This window comes from Paraflavitalea sp. (genome assembly GCF_059502485.1).
This window is the reverse complement of the sequence record NZ_JCACET010000010.1, coordinates 1230235-1255980: the sequence shown is the minus strand read 5'-3', so window position 1 is coordinate 1255980 and position 25746 is coordinate 1230235. Positions and strand designations below refer to the sequence as shown.

Sequence of the window (25746 nt, the reverse complement as noted above, 5' to 3'; positions counted from 1 at the left end):
TTCTGCCTGTACTTTTAACTCTCTGATGGCTCCGTTCGAAATGACAATAAAGAGTGTGTCTTATTCACTCCTAAGCGACTTTACCGGGTTGGCCAGCGCCGCTTTCACAGCCTGGAAGCTCACAGTAAAGAGCGCAATGAACAAAGCAGCGCTACCGGCCAGCAGGAATACCCACCATTGCAGGTTCACGCGATAAGCAAACTCCTGCAGCCATTGATACATGGCCCATCCTGCAATAGGAAAGGCGATCACGGCTGCCACCAATACCAGTTTCAAAAAGTCTTTGGACAGCATAGAAATGATGCTGCCAATGCTTGCACCCAATACCTTTCTGATGCCGATCTCTTTGATGCGTTGCTCGGCAGCATAGGTAGCCAGGCCAAACAGTCCGAGGCAGGCGATCAGTATCGTCATAAATGCCACACAAAGGAATATGACCTGCCGCTTTTGGTCTTCCTGGTAAAAGAGTTCCCACTGCTTATCGAGGAAATTGTATTCAAACAGGTGGGCTGCATCTATTCTATGCAGAATGTCTTCCATCTGCTTCAGTGACGTTGTCATATCGGCCGTGTTCACCCTTACAGTGAAGTAGTCGATGTTGTGCACAGGCAACCGTGTATTGCCAATGACCATTGGGGTGATCTTTTCACGCAATGAACGGAAGTTGAAATCCTGTACGATGCCTGCCACCCGCACCCTGAGTGGAACGTCGAAGGAATTGACCCCATCGCCAAATTGTACGGCCGGTATTTCAATCCACTGATCCTTTGCTTCCGTGATGCCGAGGGCTTTAGCGGCGGCGGCATTGATCATTACGGCTTGCGAATCAGGGCTGGCAGGGGCAAAATTCTTCCCGCTTTGTAATTTTATTGCATAAGTATTTAAAAAGTCCTCATCGGCGGCTATGTAAACCATATCCTGTGGGAGGTTAGATGCATCGTCGGCAAACTTCACTTTTACTTGGGGTATGTTTTTCCATTCGCCTGGTACACGGGACGTGATGGTTACCCCTTTTACGGCCGATAGTTTTGAATATTCGTTTTTAATAGTAGAAGCAGAGCGGCGCACTTTACCACTGTTGATGTCGACAACCAATAATTGTTCCTTGTCGAAGCCCATATCTTTGGTGTCTACATATTTCAGCTGCTGGAATACGACGATGGTGGCAATCATCATGATGATGGAAACAGAGAACTGGAAGATGACCAGTACCCGCCGGAAGGATAGGTGTCCCTGTGTAAGTTTCAATTTGTTTTTCAGTAACAAGAGCGGCTTGAGGCCGGACTGAAACAACGCCGGATAAATACCCGCCATGAGTGCAGCAATAACAGTGATCGCCAACACGCCCAGCCATATGCGGTAATCGGTATTAAAACCGAGCGATAATTCTTTGCCGGTGAAAGTATTAAAAGAGGGTAGTATCATTTGCACGGCAGCAAGGGCGAGCAACAGGGCAATAGAGGTAATGAGGAGGGCTTCTGTGAGAAATTGTATGACAAGGTTTTGCCGGTCCGCGCCTGCCACTTTACGTACGGCAATTTCTTTCGACCGTCCGGCAAAGCGGGCGGTGGTAAGGTTCATATAATTGATACAGGCAATGAATAATACAAACAGCGCCACAATGGCAAATACATACAAGTACCTGACGCTGCTGTTAGCCTGATTGCCTGTGGAGCCATTGGGGTAGAAGTGAATGTCCCTGATCGGCAGCAGTGTGAAACTACTTTTCCGGCCATCTTCGCCGGTCCGGTTTTGCATGACCAGCTTATTGATCTTGCTGGCTGTGGAAGTTGCATCCTGACCTTCTTTTAAATACACATAGGTAGAGAACGAGTTGGAACTCCAATCCCGGTTAACGCTTTCCCGATACCTTTCATTGGTAAGCTGGGTTGCTTCTGAGAACAGGAGGTTGAATTGTATATGTGAGTTACCAGGTATTTTCACTACCGCCGTTATAGTATAAGGAATACTGTCGGTAGTGGCGCGAATGGTTTTGCCCAACACATCTTTACGGCCAAAGTATTTAAGTGCCGTTTCTTCTGTTACAGCCACGGTATGAGGTGCTGTTAATGCCTGCCTGTTGCCTTGCAGTATGGGGAAATCGAACAACTCGAAGAACGAGGCATTGGCCATGGTATAGCTCTCATAGAACACGTTGGTGTTCTCATCATTCCATACATTGGTCCGCGTAAAACCTCCGAAGCGGCAGGCGCCAGCTACTTCCGGTAGTTCCCGTTGTGTTGCTGAGGCAATATTATAAGCTACTCCTGGTGAAGTGGTTTCCTTACCGGATGGAGAGGTAGAAGTTTCTATTACCCGGTACAGAGAACCTACTTTCGAATGGAAGGCATCGAAAGTAAGTTCATCGGTAAGGTACAGGGCTATCAGCAAAAAGCAGGTAAGGCCCGCTGCCAGGCCAAAGATATTGATGAAAGAAAAGGCTTTCTGCTTAAGCAGGTTGCGCCAGGCAATCTTGAAATAGTTTTTAATCACAGGTCATTAGTTTGGTATAGTTAAGGTGAGTCGCCTTGCAGCGCTGCAAAGACGGGCGGCAAAGGCGGCTCACCTTTATTGAACTTATGTTTATTTAATCGTCAGCGTCACTCTTCCGCTATTACCTTTGATCGTAACGGGAATACCACCGCCGTTCAGCTTACCATCTATCAGGTCTTCTTCGATAGTGCCACTGAAGTTGTTCAACTTGTCTACTTTCACTTTATCGCCCGACAGTCTCAGGTCCATTCCCTTATTGCCAGGTATGGTGAGGCTCACGTTGCCGCCGGAGTTGGACAATTTCACATAGCTGCCCAGTTCTTTCACACCGATCGTCATATGGCCACCGCTGGTAGAGGCACTCACACTGCAGGAAAGATCCTGCAAGGAAACATTGCCACCGGAAGTAACGGCCGATAGTTCACCCCCGATGGTATTGCCACTGACATTACCGCCGCTGGTAGTTGCATCTATATTGCCGGTGAGGCTTTCCAGGGTCAGGTTACCACCGGAGGTGGTAAGCCCCAATTTTCCATTGCTGTTCTTAGCATGGATATTGCCACCACTCGTGATCAGCGTAATATCATCTTTGGAATCGCTGAGGTGGATATTGCCACCGGAAGTAACACCTTTGACCTTGCCGGCAAGATCGTCCACATGCAGGTTGCCACCACTTGTCCTGAAGTCCTGTGTGCCATTCAAATGAGCAATATGGATATTGCCGCCACTGGTAATAAGGTTGGTATTCACGTTGCGGGGTACATAGATCCTGAAGGATACGGAGAACGACCTTTTCCAACCCCATTGCTTGTTTTTGGGTTTGGCAATGGCGGTTAATTTATTGTCAGCTGTTGTAATAGAAAATTCATAATCCTCTTCCAGTCTTTTCTGTATCTCTTCTTTGCTCAGTACGTTTTTGCGTCCGTTGTTGGGATACACATACACTTCGATCTTTGCGTCCGCATCGCTACCGCCTGTTACAGTAATATTACCGCCGGAGGTTTCAGCCTGCACCTTTTGGATATTAGCGCTGGACAAGGATTTCGTAAGATAAGGCACATCGTCCTGAGCCTGTGCATTGGCTACATGGGCAAGACCTGCAACGAGCAGGAGGGTGAGTATTTGTTTCATGGTATCTATGTTTAAATGTTCAATAGTTGATTATTCGCTACGTAAACTTTTTACAGGATTTGATAGGGCTGCCTTGATAGCCTGGAAGCTCACGGTCAACAAAGCAATCAGCAAGGCAGCTACGCCCGCTATAAGGAATACCCACCACACGATGTCGACACGGTAAGCAAAATCCTGCAACCATTTGTGCAGCACCAGCCACGCAATGGGCCAGGCGATCAGGTTGGAGATCAATACCAGCTTTAAGAAATCCTTCGACAGCAGTTGCACGATACCGGTTACGGAAGCGCCCAGCACTTTGCGGATGCCAATCTCTTTTACGCGCTTTTCTGCTGCATAAGAAGCAAGGCCAAACAAACCAAGACAGGAGATCACAATAGCCAGTGCGGCCAGTATGCTTACGATGGTGCTTACTTGCGAGTCAGCCTGGTATAATTCCTTGAAATGATCGTCGAGGAACTTGTATTCGAAAGTCTGCCCGGGATTGATCTTATCCCAGGTCGCCTGCATGAACGCAATGGCTTCCTTGGCTTTGCCGCCATTGATGCGTACAGATACTTCAGAATAACCCCAGTCTTTCTGGTCCAGTATAGTCAGCGTTTCTATCTTATGGTGCAGGGAGTTGAAATTGAAGTCTTTGGCAATACCTACAATAGTGCCTGTAGAGTCCATGCCACCAAAGCCAAACTGCTTGCCTAGTAATGTTTCAAAAGAAGCTTTGGGTTTCTCTTTCAACAACTCCCGCGCCAACGATTCATTGATGATGTAAGCCTTGGCATTATCGGTGCCATAATCCTGCGAGAAGTTTCTGCCAGCTACAATAGGTATCTTGTAAACGCTGAGGTAATCGGGGTCTACTATTACTTGCGAGGTAGCCATGTCCCGCATAGGCGCATCGCCCGGATGGTAAATGACGCTGGTCTGATGCAGGTTATTGCCTAGCCGTTGCGTAGAAGCCGTGACGCCGGTGATCAGCGTATTATTCTGCAGGTCCTTTTTAAGGACATCGAATTTGGGAGAAGTGTTGAAATTAAGAGGAATGACAACCACCTGGTCCTTGTTGAACCCCGGGTCTCTTTTCTGCATGAAGTTGAGCTGCTTGACGGCAAACAGCGTGGCAATGATCAGGAAGATAGCGCTGGAGAATTGTCCTACCACCAGTATGTTCCGGAACAACCCTTTGTTCTTGCCCACTTGTATGGTTCCCTTCAATACTTTAACCGCCTGGAAGGATGACAGGTAAGCGGCAGGATAAAGGCCAGCCAATGCACCCACCACGAGCGCGCCTGCCAGTGTGGTCAACAACAGCCAGCCATTGGTGAATATGGGGAGATCGAGATCACGTTGGCTGATATTCGCTACCCAGGGCAGCGCCAACTTTACGAGGCCCAGTGCTAAGACCAATGCCAGCAGGCACAATAAGATGGATTCACCGATGAACTGTACGCCCAGCTGGAAACGTCCGGCGCCTACCGATTTACGCACGCCTACTTCTTTGGCCCTGCCGGCAGAGCGGGCAGTAGACAAATTCATGAAGTTGATGCAGGCGATCACCAGCACAATGATGGCTATGATAGAAAATAGGTTAGTATAAGTGCCATCGAACTTGTGGTAGTTGAGGTAGTCGTGCGTGATCTCTGTAGAGGCAGCATGCACTGCGGCGAGCGGTTGTAAGAATAGCTCATAGAAATTCGCACTCTCGCCATTCATATGTCTTTTGAGGTAATCGGGAAACTTCTTTTCGAGCGCTGCTATATCGGTGTTGGGGGCCAGCTCGAGATAAGTAATAAGCCAGTTGCCACCCCAGTTGCCCATCATTTGAGCTGTATTGCGCGTATTGAAAGACAGCAATCCATCAAACTGCAGGTGCGAGTTACCAGGTATATCTGCAATAATGCCGGTAACAGTAAAAGTGGTCGTATCCCTGCCTTTGATCGTAACTGTCTTACCCATAGCATCTTCCTTGCCAAATAGCTTTTCGGCGCTTGTTTTGCTCAGCATCATGCTATTGGGTCTTTGAAGGGCTGTCCTTTTATCTCCCTCCAGCACTTTATAATCGAAGATGTCGAAGAAGGTTGAGTCTACCCAAAACACCCTGGGCAGGATCACTTTTTTATCGTTGTAAAAAATTGGCGGGTTATCAAACCGGTTCACACGGGTAAACTGCTTTACCTGTGGAAACTCAGCTTTAAGCGTAGGCGCCATGGGAAACATGGACAGGGCCACTTTTTGCGGCGCCACCATGCCCGGGAACTTCTGCACCTCATCGAGACGGTAGATATTCTTCGTATGCTGTTTATCGAAACTCCTTTCATAAAATACAAACAGCATGATGAGAATACAAGCGGCCATGCCAATAGAAAGGCCAACAATGTTGATGGAAGAATACGCTTTGTTCTTCCAAAGATTGCGCCAGGCAGTTTTAAGATAGTTCTTAAACATGATATACGTTTATTGTTTTGTTACTTCTTTATTTTTCCCGACTCTGAACTCTCGACTCTGAACTCACTACTCGCTCCTTAAGCTCTTCACCGGATTAGCCACGGCAGCCTTTACTGCCTGGAAGCTGATAGTGAGCAGCGTTACCAGCAAAGCACCTGTGCCACTGGCCAGGAATATCCACCACGGCATATCGATGCGGTTAGTGTAATCCTGCAGGAAGCGGTGCATGATGATGCCGGCTACCGGCGTTGCTACTACAAACGAAATAATGATCAGCCAGATGAATTCTATGTTCAGCAGCGTCATGATATCCATGATGCCGGCGCCCAGCACTTTACGCACGCCGATCTCTTTGGTCTTGCGCACGCAGATATAAGCCACCAATCCATATACACCCAGGCAACCGATGATGATGCCGATGATCGAGAACAGGGTAAGGAAGTTGGCCAGTTTCCTTTCATCGCCATAAAACGTTTTCAGGTTATCATCGAGGAAAGTATATTCAAAATAGTAATCGGGGAAGATAGCCTTCCATTCTTTTTCCACCAGCCGGAGCGCTGCTTCCTGCTGCTGTGGATTCACCCGTATACAGAGGTTTTGATAACGGCGGTTGTAAATAAACACGTGCGGTGTCTTGCCCGATTTGAGACTTTGTGACTGGTAATCTTTTACAATGCCGGTGACCACATATTGGTCCTGCCAAATAGTGATGGGCTGGCCAAGCGCTGCCGTGGCATCTTTGTAGCCTATTTCATGCGCGGCCTCCTCATTGATCATGATTACTGCGCTGGTGCTGTCGGATACCGTGAAAGTACGTCCGGCCAGCACAGGTATTTTGAAGAAAGAGAAGTAGTTGGTATCGACGAATTGTTGGCGGAACTGTTGTTCGCCATCCTTCAACGCATGGTGCTTCACGTTGGCCCACCACCAGTTGCCTGTTCCGGAAGGTGTGGTAAGCCCAAAGGTCACTTCGCTGATGGCTGGAGACTGTAGAAGACGTTGGCGCAGCCTTTCGCGGTAAACACTATTCCTGTTGTCTGGCATATTTACGGTGATGACAGATGCCTTATCGAATCCCAGTTCGCTATGGTAGAAATAATTGATCTGCTTTACACCCACGAGCGTGCAGATTACCAGCACGAGCGCGATCGAGAATTGCGTTACTACCAGTAGACGCCTCAGTGAAAAACCACCGGTAGGCCGGGAAAAGAACCGGGTGCGCAACAATTGTACAGGCTGAAATCCGGATAAAATGATAGCAGGGTAGAGCCCTGCAAGGAAAGTGAGCACGACGCCTGTAATACCGAGAAACAGAAAGGTGGTCGGTGTCCAGTTGTTACCTGCCGCTACTTCAGTGTGCAGTAGCTGACCGGTAAAAGGCAACAATATATTGGCGAGCCAGGCGCCGGCAATGAGCGCACCAGCTACGATGAAGCCTGTTTCCAGCAGGAACTGGCCGATCAACTGCCACCTGCTGCTGCCCAATATTTTACGGATGCCAATAGCTTTATTCCGTTGTATGGCCTGCACGGTAGCCATATTGATGAAGTTGATGCAGGCGATAAGCAACAGGAAGATGCCGATACTTGTAAGTGTATACAACAACCAGCGTGGTATAGCGTAATTGAAGAAGTCGATCTCTTCAAGCGCGTTGAAATGTTGTTCAGGCAGGTGCACCAGTTGGTAGCGGATGCTGCCGCCATGTTTAGCGTTAGCTGCTGCCAGCCGTGTAAGTGCGTTCTCAACGCTGGCTGGTTGCACGCCGGGCTTCAGCAACACAAATCCCTGGAAGTAAGAATCGCCGCCACCCCAATAGTTGTTGTCCTTATACCAGTCCATGTATTTGAGCAGCGTAGCATAAGACATGATCATCGGCATGCGGAACTGCGTATTGGCCGGCATCTCTTTAATGATGCCCGATACGGTAAGATTAAGCGTATTATCATACCGGATGGTCTTGCCAAGTGCCTGTTCTGTACTCTTGAAATACTTCTTAGCGGTTGGCTCATCCAGCACTACCTGGTAAGGAGCGCCCAAGGAAGTTTCCGGTGTGCCTGCTATCCATTGCGCATCGATCATATGGAACAGGTCAGGCGGAGCGAAGTAAGTTCGATCCGGCTTTACATTTTCGTCATTCACTTTGATCACCGATGGTTCAAAAGAATAGACGGTGGCTGCTTTTTCAATGCCCGGCACTTCCGTTCTCAATGCATGGATGGCCCCTTGCGGTACCTGCGAGTTGATGCCGCCGAAACGGTCATGCCCCAGCAACTGGTACAGGCGCGGGGCATTTTTATGCCAGGTATCGAAGCTGCCTTCGAAGCGAACGATCATGAAAATAACGATACCAACAGCAATACTGAGCGAAAGCCCCAGCATGTTGATGATGGTATACATCCTGTTCCTGCGGAGGCTTCTGAGTGTCGTTATGAGGGTGCTCTTGAACACTGATATGATTTTATAGTTTATTCACTTCTTAAGCTCTTCACCGGATTAGCCAGCGCTGCCCTGATAGCCTGGAAGCTAATCGTAAACAAGGCGATCAATAAGGCTGCAGCAGCCGACAACACAAATACCCACGCATTGATCTGGATACGGTAAGCAAAGTTTTGTAGCCACTCGTTCATAGTCCACCAGGCAATGGGAATAGCCAGTATGATGGCAATACCTACCAATTTCATCAGGTCGATCGACAACATAGCCACGAGGCTGCTGATGCCTGCACCCAACACTTTGCGGATACCGATCTCCCGAACTCTCTTTTGTGCTGTGTAAATGATGAGCCCCAGCAGGCCGAGACAACCGATCACCACCGACAATCCTGCTGCAAGGCCAAAGAAACTGCGCAGCTTGTCTTCTTTTTTATACTGACGTTGAAAGTCATCATCCATGAACCGGTATTCCAGAGGATAACCCTTGTACACTTCATCCCAGGCCGCTTTAGCATTATCTATTGCTTGTGCGGGCGTGATGCCGTCATAACGAAGCGCAAAAAGATTGATGGAGTTGATAGGGCTCAATACCACGGGGTTGATCTTTTGCTGCAGGCCATGCTGGTGGTAGTCTTTTACTACACCAACTACTACGCCTTCTTTGCCGGAAGTAGAAAGCTTCTTGCCGATGGAGTTTTGAGGCGTGCCCCAGCCAAATGATTTGATGGCCGCTTCATTGATGAGGAAAGAATTCTCACGATCCGCTTCGCTATTGGGCAGGAAGTCGCGGCCGGCGATCACGTTGAGTCCAATCGTTTTAACGAAATCTGCATCGGCAGCAATGTATTCCACGATCAATCCCTGCTCATCCGTCTTCCCTTCAGGATAGGCAAATTGCCCATCCCAACCCGATCTGCCGGGAACAGCACTGGCGGCAGTTACCTGCTTAACGCCTGTTTTGCTTTGCAAAGCTGTTTTGAACACATTTATCTTTTCATGCCGCAATACCCAGGGCACTTTTTGTACCTCCACTAATAGCATTTTGTTTTGATCGAAGCCAAGGTCCTGTCGCTGCATGAACTTCATTTGCTGCCACATGATCATGGTACACATGATGAATCCGGCAGAGATCACAAACTGCATTACTACTAACGACTTCCGCAGCAGGGTGCCGGAGGTGGTATGAGAGAAACTGCCTTTTAATACTTTGATCGGTTTGAAAGACGACAATACCCAGGCAGGGTAGAAGCCGGCCAATGGCACCAGCACCACGATGATACCCGATAGCAATAACAAGTTGCTTACAGTAAATAAGGAAGCAGTGGTAAACGTTTTGCCGGTAAAGTCATTGAACAGCGGCAACAAGGCGATCATCAGCACCACACTGATCAGCGCGGCAATGGTACACAACACACCTGCTTCAGTAAGGAACTGAAGGATGAGCTTCTGCCGGCTGTTGCCCAACACTTTTTGTATGCCGATCTCTTTGGCCCGTTCCACCGAACGCGCGGTAGAAAGGTTTATAAAGTTGAGACTGGCTATCACCAGGATGAAGATGCCAATGGCCATGAAAAGCTGGAGGGTTTTAATATTGCCCACGGCGCCTTTGCCTGTGGTTGGCAGTCCTGAGTGGATATAGATATCTTTTACCGGCCGCAGGCTGAGGTTAGTTTTGAAGCCGTACTTCGCTACCGCTTCCTTACCGGCTATCTGCACCAGGTTCTTGATCTTGGCAGTAGTGGCTGCTGCATTGGTGTTTTTAGACAGCTTTACATAGTTGAACATGTTCATGTCGAACCAGCCGGAAGCATATTCCTGCTCACAGTCTTTGGGATACATGGAACAAAAGGTCGCGAGTGATCCGATGATATCGAACCGCAGATGCCTGTTGGCAGGCAGCGCGGCAAATACACCGGTCACTTTGTAGGCAACAGTATCATTGATCATCAGTGTTTTTCCAAAAGCTTCACCCTTGCCGAAGAATTTCTCCTTCATGGCCTGCGTGATCACGACGCTGTAAGGCTCTTTTAGAGCAACGGTCGGGTTGCCTTCCTGCAGCGGATAGCCAAACACAGAAAAGAACTGGTCATCGGCATGCAACGCATCTTCATAGAAGCGCGTTTCGTTTGCCTTGATGATCGGGTTCCAACCCCTGACGTAGGTGAGTGATTCGATCTCCGGGTATTGCGCCTTTAGTGTTTTACCTACCGGCCAGCCTACGGAAGACATCAGGTCGTTCGTTCCGTCGGGTGTGATGAGCTCACTCTCTACCCGGCATACTTCTTCGCGGCCGGCAAAATCCGCATCGTACGACATCTCATCTTTCACCCATAGACTGATGAGAAAGAATAAGGTAATACCCAACACGAGACTTCCAAGGCTGATAGCCGTGAAGCTCCGGTTCCTGATGGCGGTGCGCCAGGCGATTTTGAAGTATGTCTTAAACACGATGTATGCTTTTAGTGTTAATGCATTCTTTTGTTTACGGACCAAGTACTGTATTTACTCTGAACTCAGTACTCTCGACTCTCTACTCGCTCTTCAAACTCTTCACAGGGTTCACCAACGCGGCCCGTATAGCCCTGTAGCCTACGGTGACCCATGCGATTACAACGGAGCCGGTAATAGCCAGCAGGAAGATGCCTACACCCAGTTTGATACGGTATTCAAAATCCTGCAACCATTGCGTCATCAGGTACCAGGCCAGTGGTGCGGCAATGGCAAATGAAATGATGATGAGCAGGGTAAACTCACGCGAAAACAGGTACACGATATTGCCTACGGAGGCGCCCAACACTTTGCGGATGCCTACTTCTTTCACACGTTGCGTTGCCATGAACGATACCAGTCCATACAAGCCAAGGCAGGAAATAAAGATCGCGATGGCGGCGAAGATGGTATAGAGGCGGGAGAGTTGTGTCTCTTGGCGATAGAAGCGGTCAATCTTCTCATCGAGGAACTGGTATTCATACACGAAGTCGGGATAGGTGCTGGTCCACAGCTTTTCTACATAGGCTAATGTTTCTTTCGCTTTGTCCGGGCGCAGTTTTACATTGAACGACTGGTAGTTTTCTTTCCAGGGCCCCATGATCACAGGATCGAGCGGAACACGTAAAGCGCGTGCATGGAAGTCTTTTACCACACCACAGATCGTTGCTATATGCTCGCCATCCCACAGGTTGATGCGCATGCCGATGGCTTCTTGCGGGTTAGTGATGTGGATCTTCCTCAGAAGTGTTTCATTGACCACAAATTCGCGGATGGTATCGCTGCGCATATAAGGACGGCCTGCCACGAACTCGATATTGTAGGTTTTAAAGTATTGCTCGTCCGACCATTTCATAATAGCTTCGAAGCCTGATTTCTTATCGGTGTTGCCATACTTGAAGTCGCTGCTCCAGTTGCCATTCTCTGACGGGCTGGCATTACTGAAGCTCAGTTGTTCGATGCCTGGCTGTTGCAACAATTGTGAACGCAGGTAATCTATTTTGGCCCGCCCTGTACTGTCGCCAGGTATGGGAACATTGAGCATATGATCTTTAGTGAAGCCAAGGGAAGCGTTCTTGAAGTGGTTCATTTGTCCTACCACTACCAGCATACCGATGATCAATACCTGCGCAATGGCAAACTGAAATACCACCAGCGTTCTGCGGAGTGATAGCCCTCCTGCTGTTTTCATCGCTACTTTGCTCTTGAGCGCTGTAATAGGATTGTAGCCCGATAATACGAGGGCGGGGTAGAAGCCAGCCAATAGAGTTACCAGCAAGGTCACCGCCAGCAGGAACAATACGAGGATGGGTTGTGCAAAGATGTTGAGGCTGATCTTCGTTTGAAGTAAAGTATTCAGTGGTGGCACTACCAGCCAGGCCACTGCGGTAGCCAGCAATACAGCCACGAGGGTAATGATCAGCGTCTCGCCCATGAACTGGAAGATGAGGTTCTTACGGTTGCTGCCCAGTACCTTGCGTACACCTACTTCTTTGGCGCGGTTCACGGCTTGTGCAGTAGCAAGATTGATAAAGTTCACGCAGGCGATGATGAGCAGGAACAAGCCTACCAGTGAAAGAGCGGTGATGAGTTCACGGCTAAAGGTTTGACGCGAAGGGGCGCCGATCTTCGTATTGAAATGCATTTCACTAAGCGGTTGCAGTATCATACCGTCCTCGGCATTTTCTGCCGGCTTGTGCTTTTTCATAAAGCCCGGGATCAAGGCGCTGAGACGGGAAGCCGGATAGTTTTCGGGCAATAATATAAAGCAGCTGTGTGAACCGAATATGCTTATCCAATCGTTGAGGTTACTGCTCTTGAATGTTTTCCAGGAAACGGCGATCCTGATGGGGATGTCGGTATTAACCGGCATATTGGCCAGAATGCCCGTCACCTTAAGCACGTCTGTATTCTCCAGTTTGATGGAACGACCCATAGCCGTTTGCCAGTTGCCAAAATATTTCTCGGCCATCTCCTGCGTGAGTGCTACAGTATTGGGATCGGACAAGGCTTTGCTGGGATCGCCAGCCAGCCATTGATAATCGAAGATGTCGAAGAACTCCGGTTGTGTAAAAAATAAACCCTGCGTTTCTTTGTATTTTTGCGCAGGCTGATTGTGCGCATCCAATACCGTTATTTGGTCGTTGCCGCTGCGAAGGATACTGGCTACTTTACTCAGTTCAGGAAAGTCCTCGCGCAACCCTCTGGTAAAAGGGAACGGTACGCCTGCCGTATATATTTCTTCAACGCCGTTGATGACCTTGCCTGTTACAGCCCGGTAGATACGGTCTTTCTTAGTGTGATAATTGTCAAAGCTCGTGTGGTAGCTCACAATAAGATAGATGAGCAGGCAGGCGGCTATGCCTACAGTAAGACCCGTAATGTTGATGACTGCGTAACCTTTGTTGCGCAGCAGACTTCGGATAGCGGTTTTGAAATAGTTTCTGATCACGGTTTGTCTTTTTTGTTTTTCTATACTTGATGTTTAATACACGATATCTATTAGGGTGTGTATTATTATTCGTTACGTAAACTTTTCACCGGATTAGCAATAGCCGCTTTAATAGCCTGGAAGCTCAACGTAAACAAGGCAATGATCACAGCTGCCAGCCCTGTTACCGCAAACATCCACCATTCGATCTTCACGCGATAAGCAAAATCCTCCAGCCACTTGCTCATAGCCCACCACGCGATCGGGATGGCAATCACCAGTGCGATCAATACCAGCTTTATAAACTCTGTTGATAACATCCGCACAATGCCAGTAACGGAAGCACCCAGCACTTTGCGGATACCTATTTCTTTGGTGCGTTGGAAAGCAGTGAGCGTAACCAGTCCGAACAAGCCGAGGCAACTGATCATAATAGCAATACCGGTAGCGAGGTTGATGAGTTTCGAAAGGTGGCGCTCATCCTTATACAGGGCCTCCAGCGTTTCATCATAAAACTTGGCGGAGAAGCTTTCCGGTGGATAGAAGGAATACCATTTCTGTTCGATGATCTTTAAGGTCTGCTGCCATTTGGCGGGATCTGTAGTGCTCAGCTTGATGTTGAGCGTGCTCAGGTTTCTTTTTTCACTTTTCAGCACGATAGGATCGATGGTCGTATGAAAATCACGCAGGTGAAAATCCTTTACCACCCCTACGATGGGAAGTCTTTTATTGTCCCGTCCAAGCAGCTTGCCGATGGCATCCTGTGGAGAGGCGAATCCGAAGGCTTTCACCGCTGTTTCATTGATCACATATTCGTTGGTCGTATCCGATGCGTAAAGGTTTCTGCCAGCCAGCAATTTCATCCCATACATATGAACGTAGCCGGTATCTACCCATTTATTGAACATCTGCCGTTTGATAGGATCAGGCAGGTTGGGACTGCTGTAGTCCATTTGGCTGGAAGAATAATTGCGTGACATGGGAGCTGATCCCAGTGAGACGGCTTCAACGCCGCTTAGTTGACGCAGCTCGTCGGCCAGTGCAAACTGCTTGTCCTTATATTGGCCGTTCCTTTGTATTTTCCAGGGAATATCCACCAACACTACAGCCTCTTTATTGAATCCCATGTCTTTTTTCAGTGTATAGTTCAGTTGCGCACCGGTCACCACTGCGCCTATAATGAACAACTGGGCCACTACAAATTGAAATACGATCAGGCTTTTGCGCAAGGCATGGCGGTTGTGCCCACCTGTCCACACACCCTGACCGCGCATGATGCTTACGGCTTGCACTTTGGCAATGAGCCGTGCAGGATACCAGCCGGAGAGCACGGTAGTGAGGCCCAGCAATAATGCGATAAACAAAAAGGCAATGGCGCCCGGTGTATGCTCTCGTAAGCCATCAGGGATAATATCGGCGAGTAAATAGAAGGCCAGTTTAGACAGCAGTACAGACAATGCAGCAGCTAATAATACCGTGATCAGTGTTTCACTCAGCAATTGCCCTATAAGACTTCTGCGGCTGCTGCCCAGCGTTTTGCGCACGCCGATCTCTTTGGCACGTTGCGGCACCTGTGCCGTGCTCATGTTGATATAATTGATGCAGGCCAGCAGCAACAGAAAAGCAGCTACACCGATCAAGCCATATATAACGGGTTTACTCGCTTTGCGTACGGTGATTTCATCGATTTTAGTCGCAAAGTGCGAGTCTTTGAGCGGCATCATTTCAATCCAGCGATTGAAAGTGAAGGTGGGTTTATTTTCCTGTGCCCATAGTTTCACCTTCGCTGCAACGAGTGCCTTCACCTGTGCAAATACCCGGCCGGTATCGGCTTGGTTATCGATCTGCAGGTACAGCTTATCGCTGCCGTTGGTATTCGTCCATTCATTGATATGGTAATCTTTGTGTACAAGCACCAGGAATTCCTGCGCCGTGAATTCGGTGGGGTAGTTCAGGTCCTTTACGATACCGGTCACTGTTTTATTCACAGTGTCATTGTAGGTGATCACTTGCCCCAGCATCTCCTCCGGAGAAAGCCCGGTAAAATAACTGCGCGCACGGCTCTCTGTCAACACTACGCTTTCCGGCGCCTGTAGGGCTGTAGCTTTGTTGCCCGACAGCCAGGTATAAGTTACCATGTTGAAATAAGCACTGTCAACACCGACAATGTCTTTAGGCTCCTTTACCGGAAGTGGCTTTTTACCGGTTTGCTTTATTTCCTGTGTATTGATATACCGGCCAAATACCGGCGTCACATGCGTTACGCCGGTTACCTGTTCGCGCACGCCCTGGTACATGGGCGCTGATACACCTCCACTGTGTGATTCTTTCTCATCCCAGATAAAACCCGTTGTAAGACGGTAAATATTTTCTTTGTTGGGCAGTTTGGATTCATAGCTGAACTCGTAGCTTACCAGCCGGTAGATCACCCAGCAGGAGCTGATGCCAATAGCAAGCCCCACTATGTGCAGGCTGGTGAACAAACGGTGACGCCACAAACGACGGAACAGGGTTTTGAAGGATGTATTCATGGGGGGTGTTTTTATTCGTTGCGTAATGAATTAACAGGGTTAGCCAATGCAGCACGTATCGCATGCACACTGATGGTGGCAAGCGTGATGAACAAGGCCAGTATGCCTGCCAGTCCAAAGAACCACCAGTGAATGGCAATATGATAGGCAAAGCCCTCCAGCCATTGGTGCATCACCATCCAGGCAAGGGGCGTGGCAATGGCGACAGCGATCAATACGAGCTTGATAAAATCTTTGCTCAGCATAGTAATGATAGAGCCTACTGAAGCACCCAACACTTTCCGGATACCTATTTCCTTCACACGCTGTTGCGCTGCAAAGGCTGCCAGACCAAAGAGCCCGAGGGCGGCAAGGGAGATGGCCAGTATGGTGAATATGAGCGACAGGGTCGACTGCTTTTGCTCGGCGGCATACTGACGTGCAAAGTTCTGGTCAAGGAAGTTGAACTCTACCGGATTGCTTTTATCGAACTGCCGGTATACCTTTTCAATCCACGACAGCGCAGCCTCCGTATGCTTGTTATCGATCTTTACATATAAGTTGTCTTCCATGGATGCTACGGGGGGCATCATCAACACCATCGCTTCCATTTTATGTTGCAGGGAGTACGTATGGAAATCTTTGACCACGCCTACGATCGTTCTTTCGCCTGTTTCGCCTTCACCAAACTTAAACCGCAGGCGTTTGTTGATGGCATCTTTCCAACCCAGTTCACGCATCAACGTTTCGTTGATCAGGGCGGCGCCATATTTATCCGATTCGATGGCTGTAGAGAAGTTCCTGCCCTGGCTTACCTTGATATCGAGTGCAGGGATATAATCGGCGTCTACGAGTAGTTCCTGTACCAACTTATTGCTGGTGGAAAAAGAGCCGTCGTTCTTTTCAAATACAAAACCCATAGAGCCAAGGTCATTATTGCCGATAGGATTGCCTGCCACGGCGGCCCCCTGTATGAGCGGGCTTTTCAGCAGTTGTGTTTTGATGGCGGCTGTCTGCTGCCTTACTGCCTGGTCATCTATGTGGAAGGTCAGTACCTGGTTTTTGTTGAAACCAAGGTCTTTTTGTGTGGTATATTGTAATTGCCGGTAGATGATAACTGAGCCGGCGATCATGATCACAGTAATGGTAAACTGGAATACGACCAGCGACTTCCTGAATAAGATGCTGCTGTTCATACTACCCATCTGTCCTTTGAGAGCAGGAATGGTTTTAAAGCGCGACAATAAGAGGGCGGGGTAGAGGCCACTCATGAAACCAGTGAACAATACAAAGGCCACAATGATCGATAAGCTGGTATAAATGCCAAACCGCCATACGGTAAGGCTTTTATCTGCCAGCGTATTGAACAACGGCAGTAATACGGTAATGAGGAAGAAGGCGCCCACGGCAGCGATACAGGTGATCACCAGCGCTTCGGCAATGAACATACCTATGAGGTGACGACGTCCGGAACCTATGACTTTTCGTACGCCTACTTCACGCACGCGGGTAGAAGAACGGGCGGTAGAAAGATTGATATAGTTGATCACGGCAATGATGAGCACCAGTGCTGCAATGATCATGAATATGTACACACGGGTAATGCTGCTGTTGGCACTCATTTCCACCTGCAGGTTGGAAGACAGGTGAATGGAAGTAACAGGTTGCAGCTCCACCCGGTAGTCAGTTATCCGCATCATCTTGCGGATGGTGTTGCTGGCCCAGTCGGGTAGCTTGGCTTCCAGCTTCTTGTAGTCGGTTCCGGGTTGCAGCAGCAGGTAAGTAAATACATTGAAGTTTTGCCAGCCTTCTGTCCAGCCTGTGGGCAATGAACGAAGACCACTGAAGCGCAGGTGCGAATTGCCGGGAATGTCTTTGATAACACCCGTTACTACATTGGGGAAATTATTCGAAAAGTAAATAGTTTGGTTGAGTGCTTTCTGTGGATCGCCAAATAATGTACGGGCCACGCTTTCGGTGAGTACGATAGATTGCGGCTGTGTGAGTGCCGTAGCTGGCGTGCCACTGATAAAAGGCAGGCTGAATACCTTGAAAACATTGTCATCGGCAAAGAGAATATCATCTGCCTTGATGTGTTTGTCATTGTAGCTGATAACACCTCCGCCTTCCATTAGTATACGGGTAGCCTCCTGTATTTCAGGATAAGTCTCTTGAAGAGAAGCAGCGAACGGTGCCGAAGTAGTGGCCTGACTTATATTGCCACCTTCCCAACTGGCATGCTGGGCCACGCGATAAATGCGATCGGCATTGGTATGATAACGGTCATAGCTGAACTCATCGGCCACATACAGCGCGATCATCCAAAAGGCGGTCAACCCGATAGCGATACCGGCAATATTAATTGCAGCGTACGCTTTGTTACGTGTAAGATTGCGGATGGCCGTCTTGAAGTAATTGGTGATCATATATTAGTCTATTCGCTTCTTAAATTTTTCACGGGATTAGATAAAGCAGCCTTAATAGCCTGGAAGCTCACGGTGATGAGCGTTATGAGTATGGCGATGAAGCCTGCGAGCACAAACATCCACCACTGGATATCGATGCGGTAAGCAAAGTCTTCCAGCCATTTGTTCATGGCCCACCATGCCAGCGGCGATGCAACGAGCAACGCGGCTATCACGAGGTACACAAACTCTTTAGAGAGCAGCGTTACAATACTGTTTACACTGGCGCCCAACACCTTTCTCACACTGATCTCTTTGATGCGACGCTCTGCACTGAAGGCGGCCAGCCCATACAGACCAAGGCACGATACGAAAATGGCCAGCAGGGAGAATATCCATATCAGGTTGGCCGTTTTACGGTCTTCCCGGTACAGGTGGTCAAACTCCGCATCGAGGAATTTATAATCGAATACGGCGTTAGGCAGGAATTTCTTGTAGATCGACTCAGCCCTTTTCTGTGCGTCGCCAGCTTTGCCCGGCATGGTTTGCACCAGGTACGAGGAAGCGTAGTACACATCGTTCTTCATCACTACCGGATCTATCTTCTGGTGAATACTTTTGTAATAGAAATCCTTCACCACACCAATGATAACACCGGTATCACCCTGACCCACAAAACGCTGACCGACCACTGGTTTGCGGATGCCCAGTTCACGTATAGCGGTTTCATTCAGTATAAAATTCTTTTCGTCGGCTTTACTGCCAGGCGTAAACCAGCGGCCATCCACCAGTTTAAGGTTGAGTATTTTGCGCAGGTTGGTATCGCTGGCAAAGAAAGTAATGGCAGGTTCAAAATCCTTCGCCCTTCCTTCCCAATCACTGCCACCGGATGACGAACTGCGGTAATCGAGTACAGATCCTCCATTGAGCAACGCTACATTTTGAATATTGCTCTGCGTGCGCAATTCCTGCTCAACACTTTGGATGAGGCTCTTTCTTTGTGGCATTTGGAGTTTCGTTAGCTCCGACCAGGGCAGTGAGAAAGACATCACCTGTGATCTGTCGTAGGTATCATGCTGCTGCTGGATAAATTGCATCTGGCGATAGATCACAATGGTAGCCACGATGAGTACGATAGAAATGGTAAACTGGCACACCACTAATGTTTTCCGCAGGGCAGTTGTCCTCACCCGGAAGATACCTGAGCCCCTGAAGATAGCAACAGGATTAAACGAAGAAAGCAGCAGGGCAGGGTAGATGCTGGTGAGTAGTACGCTGGCCAGGAAGGTGGTCCCTAGCAGCCCCCACAGGCGTGGCGATAACAGGGAAAGCGTAAATTCTTTTTCTGTTACCTGGTTGAACAGGGGTAGTCCCAGCTTCACAACCAGCAGCGTGAGCAACAATGCGAGAAGACTGATAAAAGCCGATTCCAGCATGAACTGCAGGAACAATTGACGCCTTCCGGCGCCTACGATCTTACGCACACTCACTTCTTTGAGGCGGATGGTAGCACGGGCAGTGGTCAGGTTCACATAGTTCATGCACGCAATGATCAGCAGCACCATGCCGAGCACCATAAAGATATTTACCACCTTACGGTTGCTGTGAGCCAGTTGAGTGGATTGCAAACCAGTTTCGAAATGGATATCAGTGAGGCTTACGAGTTTGATGGTTGAGTTGTCTTCTTCCCGGTTCTTCTTCATGATGCCGGTTAGCTTTGGCCCTACCGATTGGGCATTGGTGCCGGCCTTCAGCTTCACGAACGTGAGATAGTTGAAGTTACCCCAGGAATCATCATTCTTTACATTTTTGGGGTTGGCGCGCTTGGCCGCGATAGGGATAAACATGTTGTAAGGAAAGCTGGTATTGGTAGGATAATCCTTTACCACAGCCTGCACCTGGTAGTCGAGCGTGTCGATGTGCAGGTATTTTCCTACGGCATTCTCTTTGCCAAAGTATTTCCTGGCTGTCGAAGCAGTAAGTATAAGACTAAAAGGGTGCTGTTTGAAAGCCGCGGCATTACCACTGATAAAGTCATAATGGAATACATCAAACCAGTTGCCATCTACGTAGACAGCTGCAGGTTCTTTCACCAGATCATTGTTTACCCTTAGCACCGGTGGATTGTAGGTGTTGGGCAACAGGCGGGTAAGCGTTTGTATTTCCGGTATTTCTTTTTCAGCATGATCTCCCAGGTTGTAAGGGGAAGATTCCCATTCCCAATTTTGGGTTTTATCGAGCGCGATAACGCTCCTCATCCGGTAAATGCGGTCGGCATCGGGATGATACTGATCAAAACTCAATTCATTGCGCACCCATAGAAATATGAATACGGCAGCACTCATACCAATGGTCAATCCCGAAAGGTTGATAATGCTGCCTGCCTTATGCTTCAGCAGGTTTCTCCAGGCGGTTTTTAAGTACGTTTTGATCATTGTTCAGCTTCTTTAAATATTCAATACTTAATCAGTGTCTTTGAATTCAGCTGTCACCCTGAGCTTGTCGAAGGGCTTATCAGGAAGGCTTCGACGGGCTCAGCCTGACATTGTCACTCACTCCTCAAACTCTTCACCGGATTGGCCAACGCCGCCTTGATAGCCTGGAAGCTAACCGTACAGGCAGCGATGAACAAAACCACAATGCCTGCCATTGCGAATACCAGCCAGCTCATATCGATGCGGTAAGCGAAATCCTGCAGCCAGTTGTTCATGGCCCACCAGGTAGCTGGCAGGGCAATAAGGAAGGCAATGCCTACCAGGCCGAGAAAGCCTGTAGATACCAGCAGCCATATTTGCGATACGGAAGCGCCCAGCACTTTCCGGATACCGATCTCTTTTTGTCTTTGCTGCATAGCGTGATAGGAGAGACCAAATAGTCCCATGCAGGCCAGAGCGATTGCAATGCCGGCAAAGATGTTCATGATATTACCCAGGCGTGTTTCCGACTGGTACATGTTATTGTAGTCCTCATCTAGAAAATGATAGTTGAAAGGTCGATGGGGTGCAAATTGTTTCCACGAAGATTCCAGTGCAGCCAGTGTTTTCGGTATGTTGCTGCCGTCGACCTTTACCAGCATGTTGTATCCCCAGACATCGGGGAAAAGAACGATCGGCATCACGGGTGTATGCAACGACTGAAAATGGAAGTCCTTGAGTACACCTCTTACTTCTCCCGGCCTGCTGCCATCAAGAAACATTTTTTTACCAACTGCTTCCTGGGCTGTCCACCCGAGCGCTTTGGCGGCAGATTCGTTCAGCAGGTAGTGGTAATACCTGTTCTCGTTGTTCTCATCTAAAACATCCAACACGTCCTGACGGCTTAGGTCACCGCCAGCGATAAACTGCAGACCCATGGTCTTGACATAGTCTTCATCCACTACGCAAGCCGTTACTGCCATATTATCGGTTTCGGGCATGGTAGCAGTTCGCATGTTGAAACCGCTGGATATTTCCGTGGGCACGGCGTTCGAACGCGTAATGCTCGTGACGCCCGGTTGAGCAAGCAAGGACGTTTTGATAGTTGCATACTTTGCGCGCATCTTACTATCGAGTGGCATCACCAATACATGCTCTCTGTCGTAACCCAGCTTTTTGTGCTGGATGTACTGCATCTGCTGGTGGATGGTAAACGTGGCAATAACAAGGAACACCGATATGCCGAACTGGAACACGATGAGCGTTTTGCGCAACCAGGCGCCGGAACTGTGTTTGCTTTGAGCACCCTTGAGTACTTTAACCGGACGGAATGCCGACAATACCAGTGCAGGATAACTTCCTGCCAGGAAACTGATGCAGATCACAATGATCGACATGAATACCAGGATGGCGGGCGATAATAAAACGTTTCCGGTAAGTTCTACGCCGGCCAGTTGGTTGAATGCCGGCAACAGCAATAGGACGATACCAATGCTGAGTAATACCGCCAATATCGATAAGAGTAAAGATTCACTGATAAACTGCCCGAATAACTGACTTTTAAGCGCGCCTATCGCCTTACGGATGCCTACCTCCCGGCTTCTGTCGATAGACCGGGCCGTACTCAGATTAATATAAGTGAAGCAGGCAATAGCCAGAATGAGCAACGCTACGCCTGTAAGAATATACAAATAAGAGATGTTGGTATTCGGCACAAAGCTATCGAACTCCGAGTGCAGGTGAATGCGGTCGAATGGTTCAAGTGTAAAGTTGATGGTAGCGCCTGCACCCTGCATATCCTTTTTAATATACTCGTCGATCTTGCTTTGCAAGGGTGCGAAAGCGTTTTTATCTTTGAGCAACAGAAAGGTCGTGTAGTTGGCATTCCACCAGGTCCTTTCCTGGTTGGCTTGCATAGAAGAGAAAGAAGCAAGTACATTGAACTTTATCTGGGAACTGGACGGACAATCTTCCATCACGCCGGTGATCTCATAGTCGATGGCATCACTGCCTACTTTAATGGTTTTGCCAACAGGGTTTTGTGTACCGAAATATTTATGGGCTGCTGTAGTCGTAAGTACAATTTTGTTCAGGCCGGATAAGGCTGTCTTGGGATTCCCCTGTAATAGTTTGAAGGAGAAAACATCGAAGAAGGTGGAATCGGCATACATGAAATCTTTTTCCTCAAACTGCTTGTCGCCGAGAGTAAAAATACGGGGCATATCCATCATCCGCACACCTGCTTCTACCTCCGGGAAAGTTCTCGAAAATACCGATGCTACTTTGGTACTGGTAACAGCTACTTTCTTGGCATCCCCGCTGGCAAAACGGTACTCCATGAGTACGCGGGCTACACGATCACCTTTCTGCTGAAAACGATCGTAATTGTATTCATGCAGTATGTACAATCCGATCAATAAACAACAGGTGATACCGGTAACAAGACCAAGGATATTGATAATAGCCATAGTCTTGTTCTTCCAGAGATTACGCCAGGCAGTTTTGAGATAGTTTCTAAACATGTTAGTCCCTTTATTGGTTATTCACTTCTTAACGATTTCACTGGATTAGTGATCGCTGCCTTGATAGCCTGAAAACCGATGGTAAACAAGGCGATCAATATGGCAGCAATACCCGCCAGCAGGAATACCCACCAGCTGATGGTAGTCCGGTAAGCAAAGTCTTCCAGCCAGAGGTTCATGAAATACCAGGCAATGGGCGATGCGATGACAGCAGCAATGAATACCAGCTTCAGGAAATCCATAGACAGCATCGCAGTGATGTTGCCGATGCTCGCGCCCAGCACTTTCCGGATGCCGATCTCTTTGGTACGCTGTTGCATAGTGAAGGCTGCGAGGCCAAACAAGCCCATGCAGGAAATGAAGATGGCCATGAACATCGCGGTGTTCATCAGCTGTGCTGTCTTCTTTTCTTTCTCATACAAGGCCGCAATAGTCTCATCGAAGAAAGTCCATGTAGGTTCTTTATCAGGATAGATGGAGCGCCAGGTGCTCTCGATAGCAGCCAGCGTGTTTTTAACCTGGCCCATCTGTTGACCGTTGCTCGCCAGTTTCACACTGATGGTGCGGGTAGACTTCGCATTGGTGGTCAGGAAAAAAGGCTTGATGGCCTCATGAAATGATTTGGAATGGAAATCCTGCATCACACCTACGATAGGGCCTTTCTTACCGGAAATACCTACCTGTACCATTTGCCCAACTGCGCTGGTTGGTGTAGCAAATCCCAGTGACTTCGCACAGGCTTCGTTGATCACAAACTCGCGCAGGGTATCGGAAGGCAACAGGTTACGGCCTGCCAATAGTTTAAAGTCGTACAAGGGCAGGTAATTGGCATCTACAAAAGAAAATGATGACGAGATCTCATTCTCAGGCATAGAGCTGCCGATATTTTTAATGACAGTGCCACCATGCCTTTGGGCGGCAGGTGTTTCAGCATGTATACTGGCGGCGGTAACGCCCGACAGCTGTCGTAGTTTTTGTGTCAGCAATATCTTGCTTTCCGGTGTGGCATCTTTGGGGCGCAGGATGACGATTGCATCTTTGTCAAATCCAAGGTCGGTGTTCAGCATGTAATGGATCTGCTTGCCTACAACAACTGTCCCGATGATGAATACAAGGGAAATAGTGAACTGGAATACGATGAGCGATTTGCGCAGGTAGTTCCTGTGGTGTCCTTTAGGTGCTGACTGTCCTTTCAGGCTTTCAACCGGTTTGAAAGCAGATAATACCCTTGCCGGGTAAAAGCCGGCCAGCAAAGTAGTAAAGAACGCTACGGCCAGCAGGAACACAAAAGTATATTTATGGAATGGTTCCAATAGTACGCCTGATGGAATGAATGAACTGAATGCTGCGAGCACAGGCTTCAATAAGATGACAGAAAGTGCTACAGCGGCCAGCGTCAATATAAATGTCTCACTGAAGAATTGCAGGCGCAGGCTCAGGCGGTTACTGCCCAATACCTTGCGAATGCCGATCTCTTTAGACCGCTTGATGGATTGCGCGGTAGACAGGTTGATGAAGTTCACTACAGCGATCAATAAGATGAACACCGCAATTCCCATCAAACCATACAGGGTAGGTAAGTGTACCTTACGGGCATAACCATCCTGGTAGTCTTCATTGAAGTGTACGTTCGACAGTGGCTGCAATTTCAACGCATCCTCTTCACTCGCGCCCCATATATTCTTCTTCACAAAGCCGGCAAACTGCGCTTCCACCTGTTGTGGTGTAACACCCTTAGCCAGTTTTACATAACCTTGTGAATAATAGTCCCACATACCCCAGGCGCCCAGATCGATGTTCTCTTTCAAAAAGCTTTGCCGTACGGTAGGGAAAGAGATAAAGTCTGTAAAACCAAAGTCGGTATTGTTAGCAAAATCTTTTACGATACCGGCCACATGCACATGGAGGGAGTCATTGTACACCAGTTCACGGCCTATCAACTGACTGGCAGGAGCGTCTTCAAAGTATTTTTTAGCAGCCGATTCTGTCAGCACTACTTTGAATGGTTCGTTCATGGCTGTGGCAGCACTGCCTGCCACCCACTGATATTGAAAGATGGAGAAGTAGGGCGCTTCTGCTACAATGATCGGAGAAGGCTTATCGCGAATAACCTCGAATAATTTGGCTTCCTTACCGGTTTGCGGCACGGATACCTTGGCATAGTAATTATAAAAACCAGTCACCTGCTCAAAACCAGTTACCTCCTCACGCACGCGCATAGGCAGGGGCGAAGGCACATAGCCCACCGGCCGTGGTGGTTCACTCTTGAATTTAAGTGAGCCAACAATGCGATAGATCCTTTCTTTATCGGGGTGGAAAGTATCGTAAGTCAGCTCATGCTGCGCGATCAGGAATATCACGAGGCAGGTGCTAATGCCAAGCGCCAGACCAACAATGTTGATACTGGCGTAAGCTTTATTGCTTTTGAGATTTCTCCAGGCGATCTTAAGATAGTTTTTAAGCATGTCAGTCCTTTATA

11 protein-coding genes are annotated in these 25746 nt (G+C 48.5%); all 11 read right to left on the bottom strand.

Annotated elements, in window-relative coordinates:
• Positions 1 to 60: 60 nt before the first annotated feature.
• The gene (locus tag AC5JBY_RS22255) at positions 61 to 2493 is read right to left on the bottom strand and encodes an ABC transporter permease (protein WP_495906862.1); all 2433 of its coding nucleotides are present in this window, start codon (positions 2491 to 2493) and stop codon (positions 61 to 63) included.
• Positions 2494 to 2583: 90 nt separating this feature from the next.
• On the bottom strand, positions 2584 to 3624 hold the full coding sequence (locus AC5JBY_RS22250; protein ID WP_495906861.1) for a DUF4097 family beta strand repeat-containing protein: 1041 nt from the start codon (positions 3622 to 3624) through the stop codon (positions 2584 to 2586).
• A gap of 30 nt (positions 3625 to 3654) precedes the next feature.
• The gene (locus AC5JBY_RS22245; RefSeq protein WP_495906860.1) at positions 3655 to 6066 is read right to left on the bottom strand and encodes an ABC transporter permease; all 2412 of its coding nucleotides are present in this window, start codon (positions 6064 to 6066) and stop codon (positions 3655 to 3657) included.
• 66 nt (positions 6067 to 6132) lie between these two features.
• Positions 6133 to 8514 carry an ABC transporter permease gene (locus AC5JBY_RS22240; RefSeq protein ID WP_495906859.1) on the bottom strand — a complete coding sequence of 794 codons (2382 nt, stop codon included), beginning with the start codon at positions 8512 to 8514 and terminating at the stop codon, positions 6133 to 6135.
• Between the two features lie 17 nt (positions 8515 to 8531).
• Entirely contained in the window at positions 8532 to 10946 is a 2415-nt protein-coding gene (locus AC5JBY_RS22235; protein WP_495906858.1) for an ABC transporter permease, read from the bottom strand.
• Between the two features lie 82 nt (positions 10947 to 11028).
• A complete protein-coding gene (locus AC5JBY_RS22230) occupies positions 11029 to 13437 on the bottom strand; it encodes an ABC transporter permease (RefSeq protein ID WP_495906857.1) in 2409 nt (802 codons plus the stop codon).
• Between the two features lie 65 nt (positions 13438 to 13502).
• Positions 13503 to 15947: an ABC transporter permease gene (locus AC5JBY_RS22225; protein WP_495906856.1), complete on the bottom strand. Its 2445-nt coding sequence runs from the start codon at positions 15945 to 15947 to the stop codon at positions 13503 to 13505.
• A gap of 11 nt (positions 15948 to 15958) precedes the next feature.
• The gene (locus tag AC5JBY_RS22220; protein WP_495906855.1) at positions 15959 to 18352 is read right to left on the bottom strand and encodes an ABC transporter permease; all 2394 of its coding nucleotides are present in this window, start codon (positions 18350 to 18352) and stop codon (positions 15959 to 15961) included.
• An 8-nt stretch (positions 18353 to 18360) separates the two neighbouring features.
• Complete coding sequence (locus AC5JBY_RS22215) at positions 18361 to 20766, bottom strand: ABC transporter permease (protein ID WP_495906854.1); 2406 nt, start codon at positions 20764 to 20766, stop codon at positions 18361 to 18363.
• A gap of 113 nt (positions 20767 to 20879) precedes the next feature.
• On the bottom strand, positions 20880 to 23267 hold the full coding sequence (locus AC5JBY_RS22210) for an ABC transporter permease (RefSeq protein WP_495906853.1): 2388 nt from the start codon (positions 23265 to 23267) through the stop codon (positions 20880 to 20882).
• A gap of 17 nt (positions 23268 to 23284) precedes the next feature.
• Positions 23285 to 25732, bottom strand: a complete 2448-nt coding sequence (locus AC5JBY_RS22205) for an ABC transporter permease (RefSeq protein ID WP_495906852.1) — start codon at positions 25730 to 25732, stop codon at positions 23285 to 23287.
• Positions 25733 to 25746: the final 14 nt, after the last annotated feature.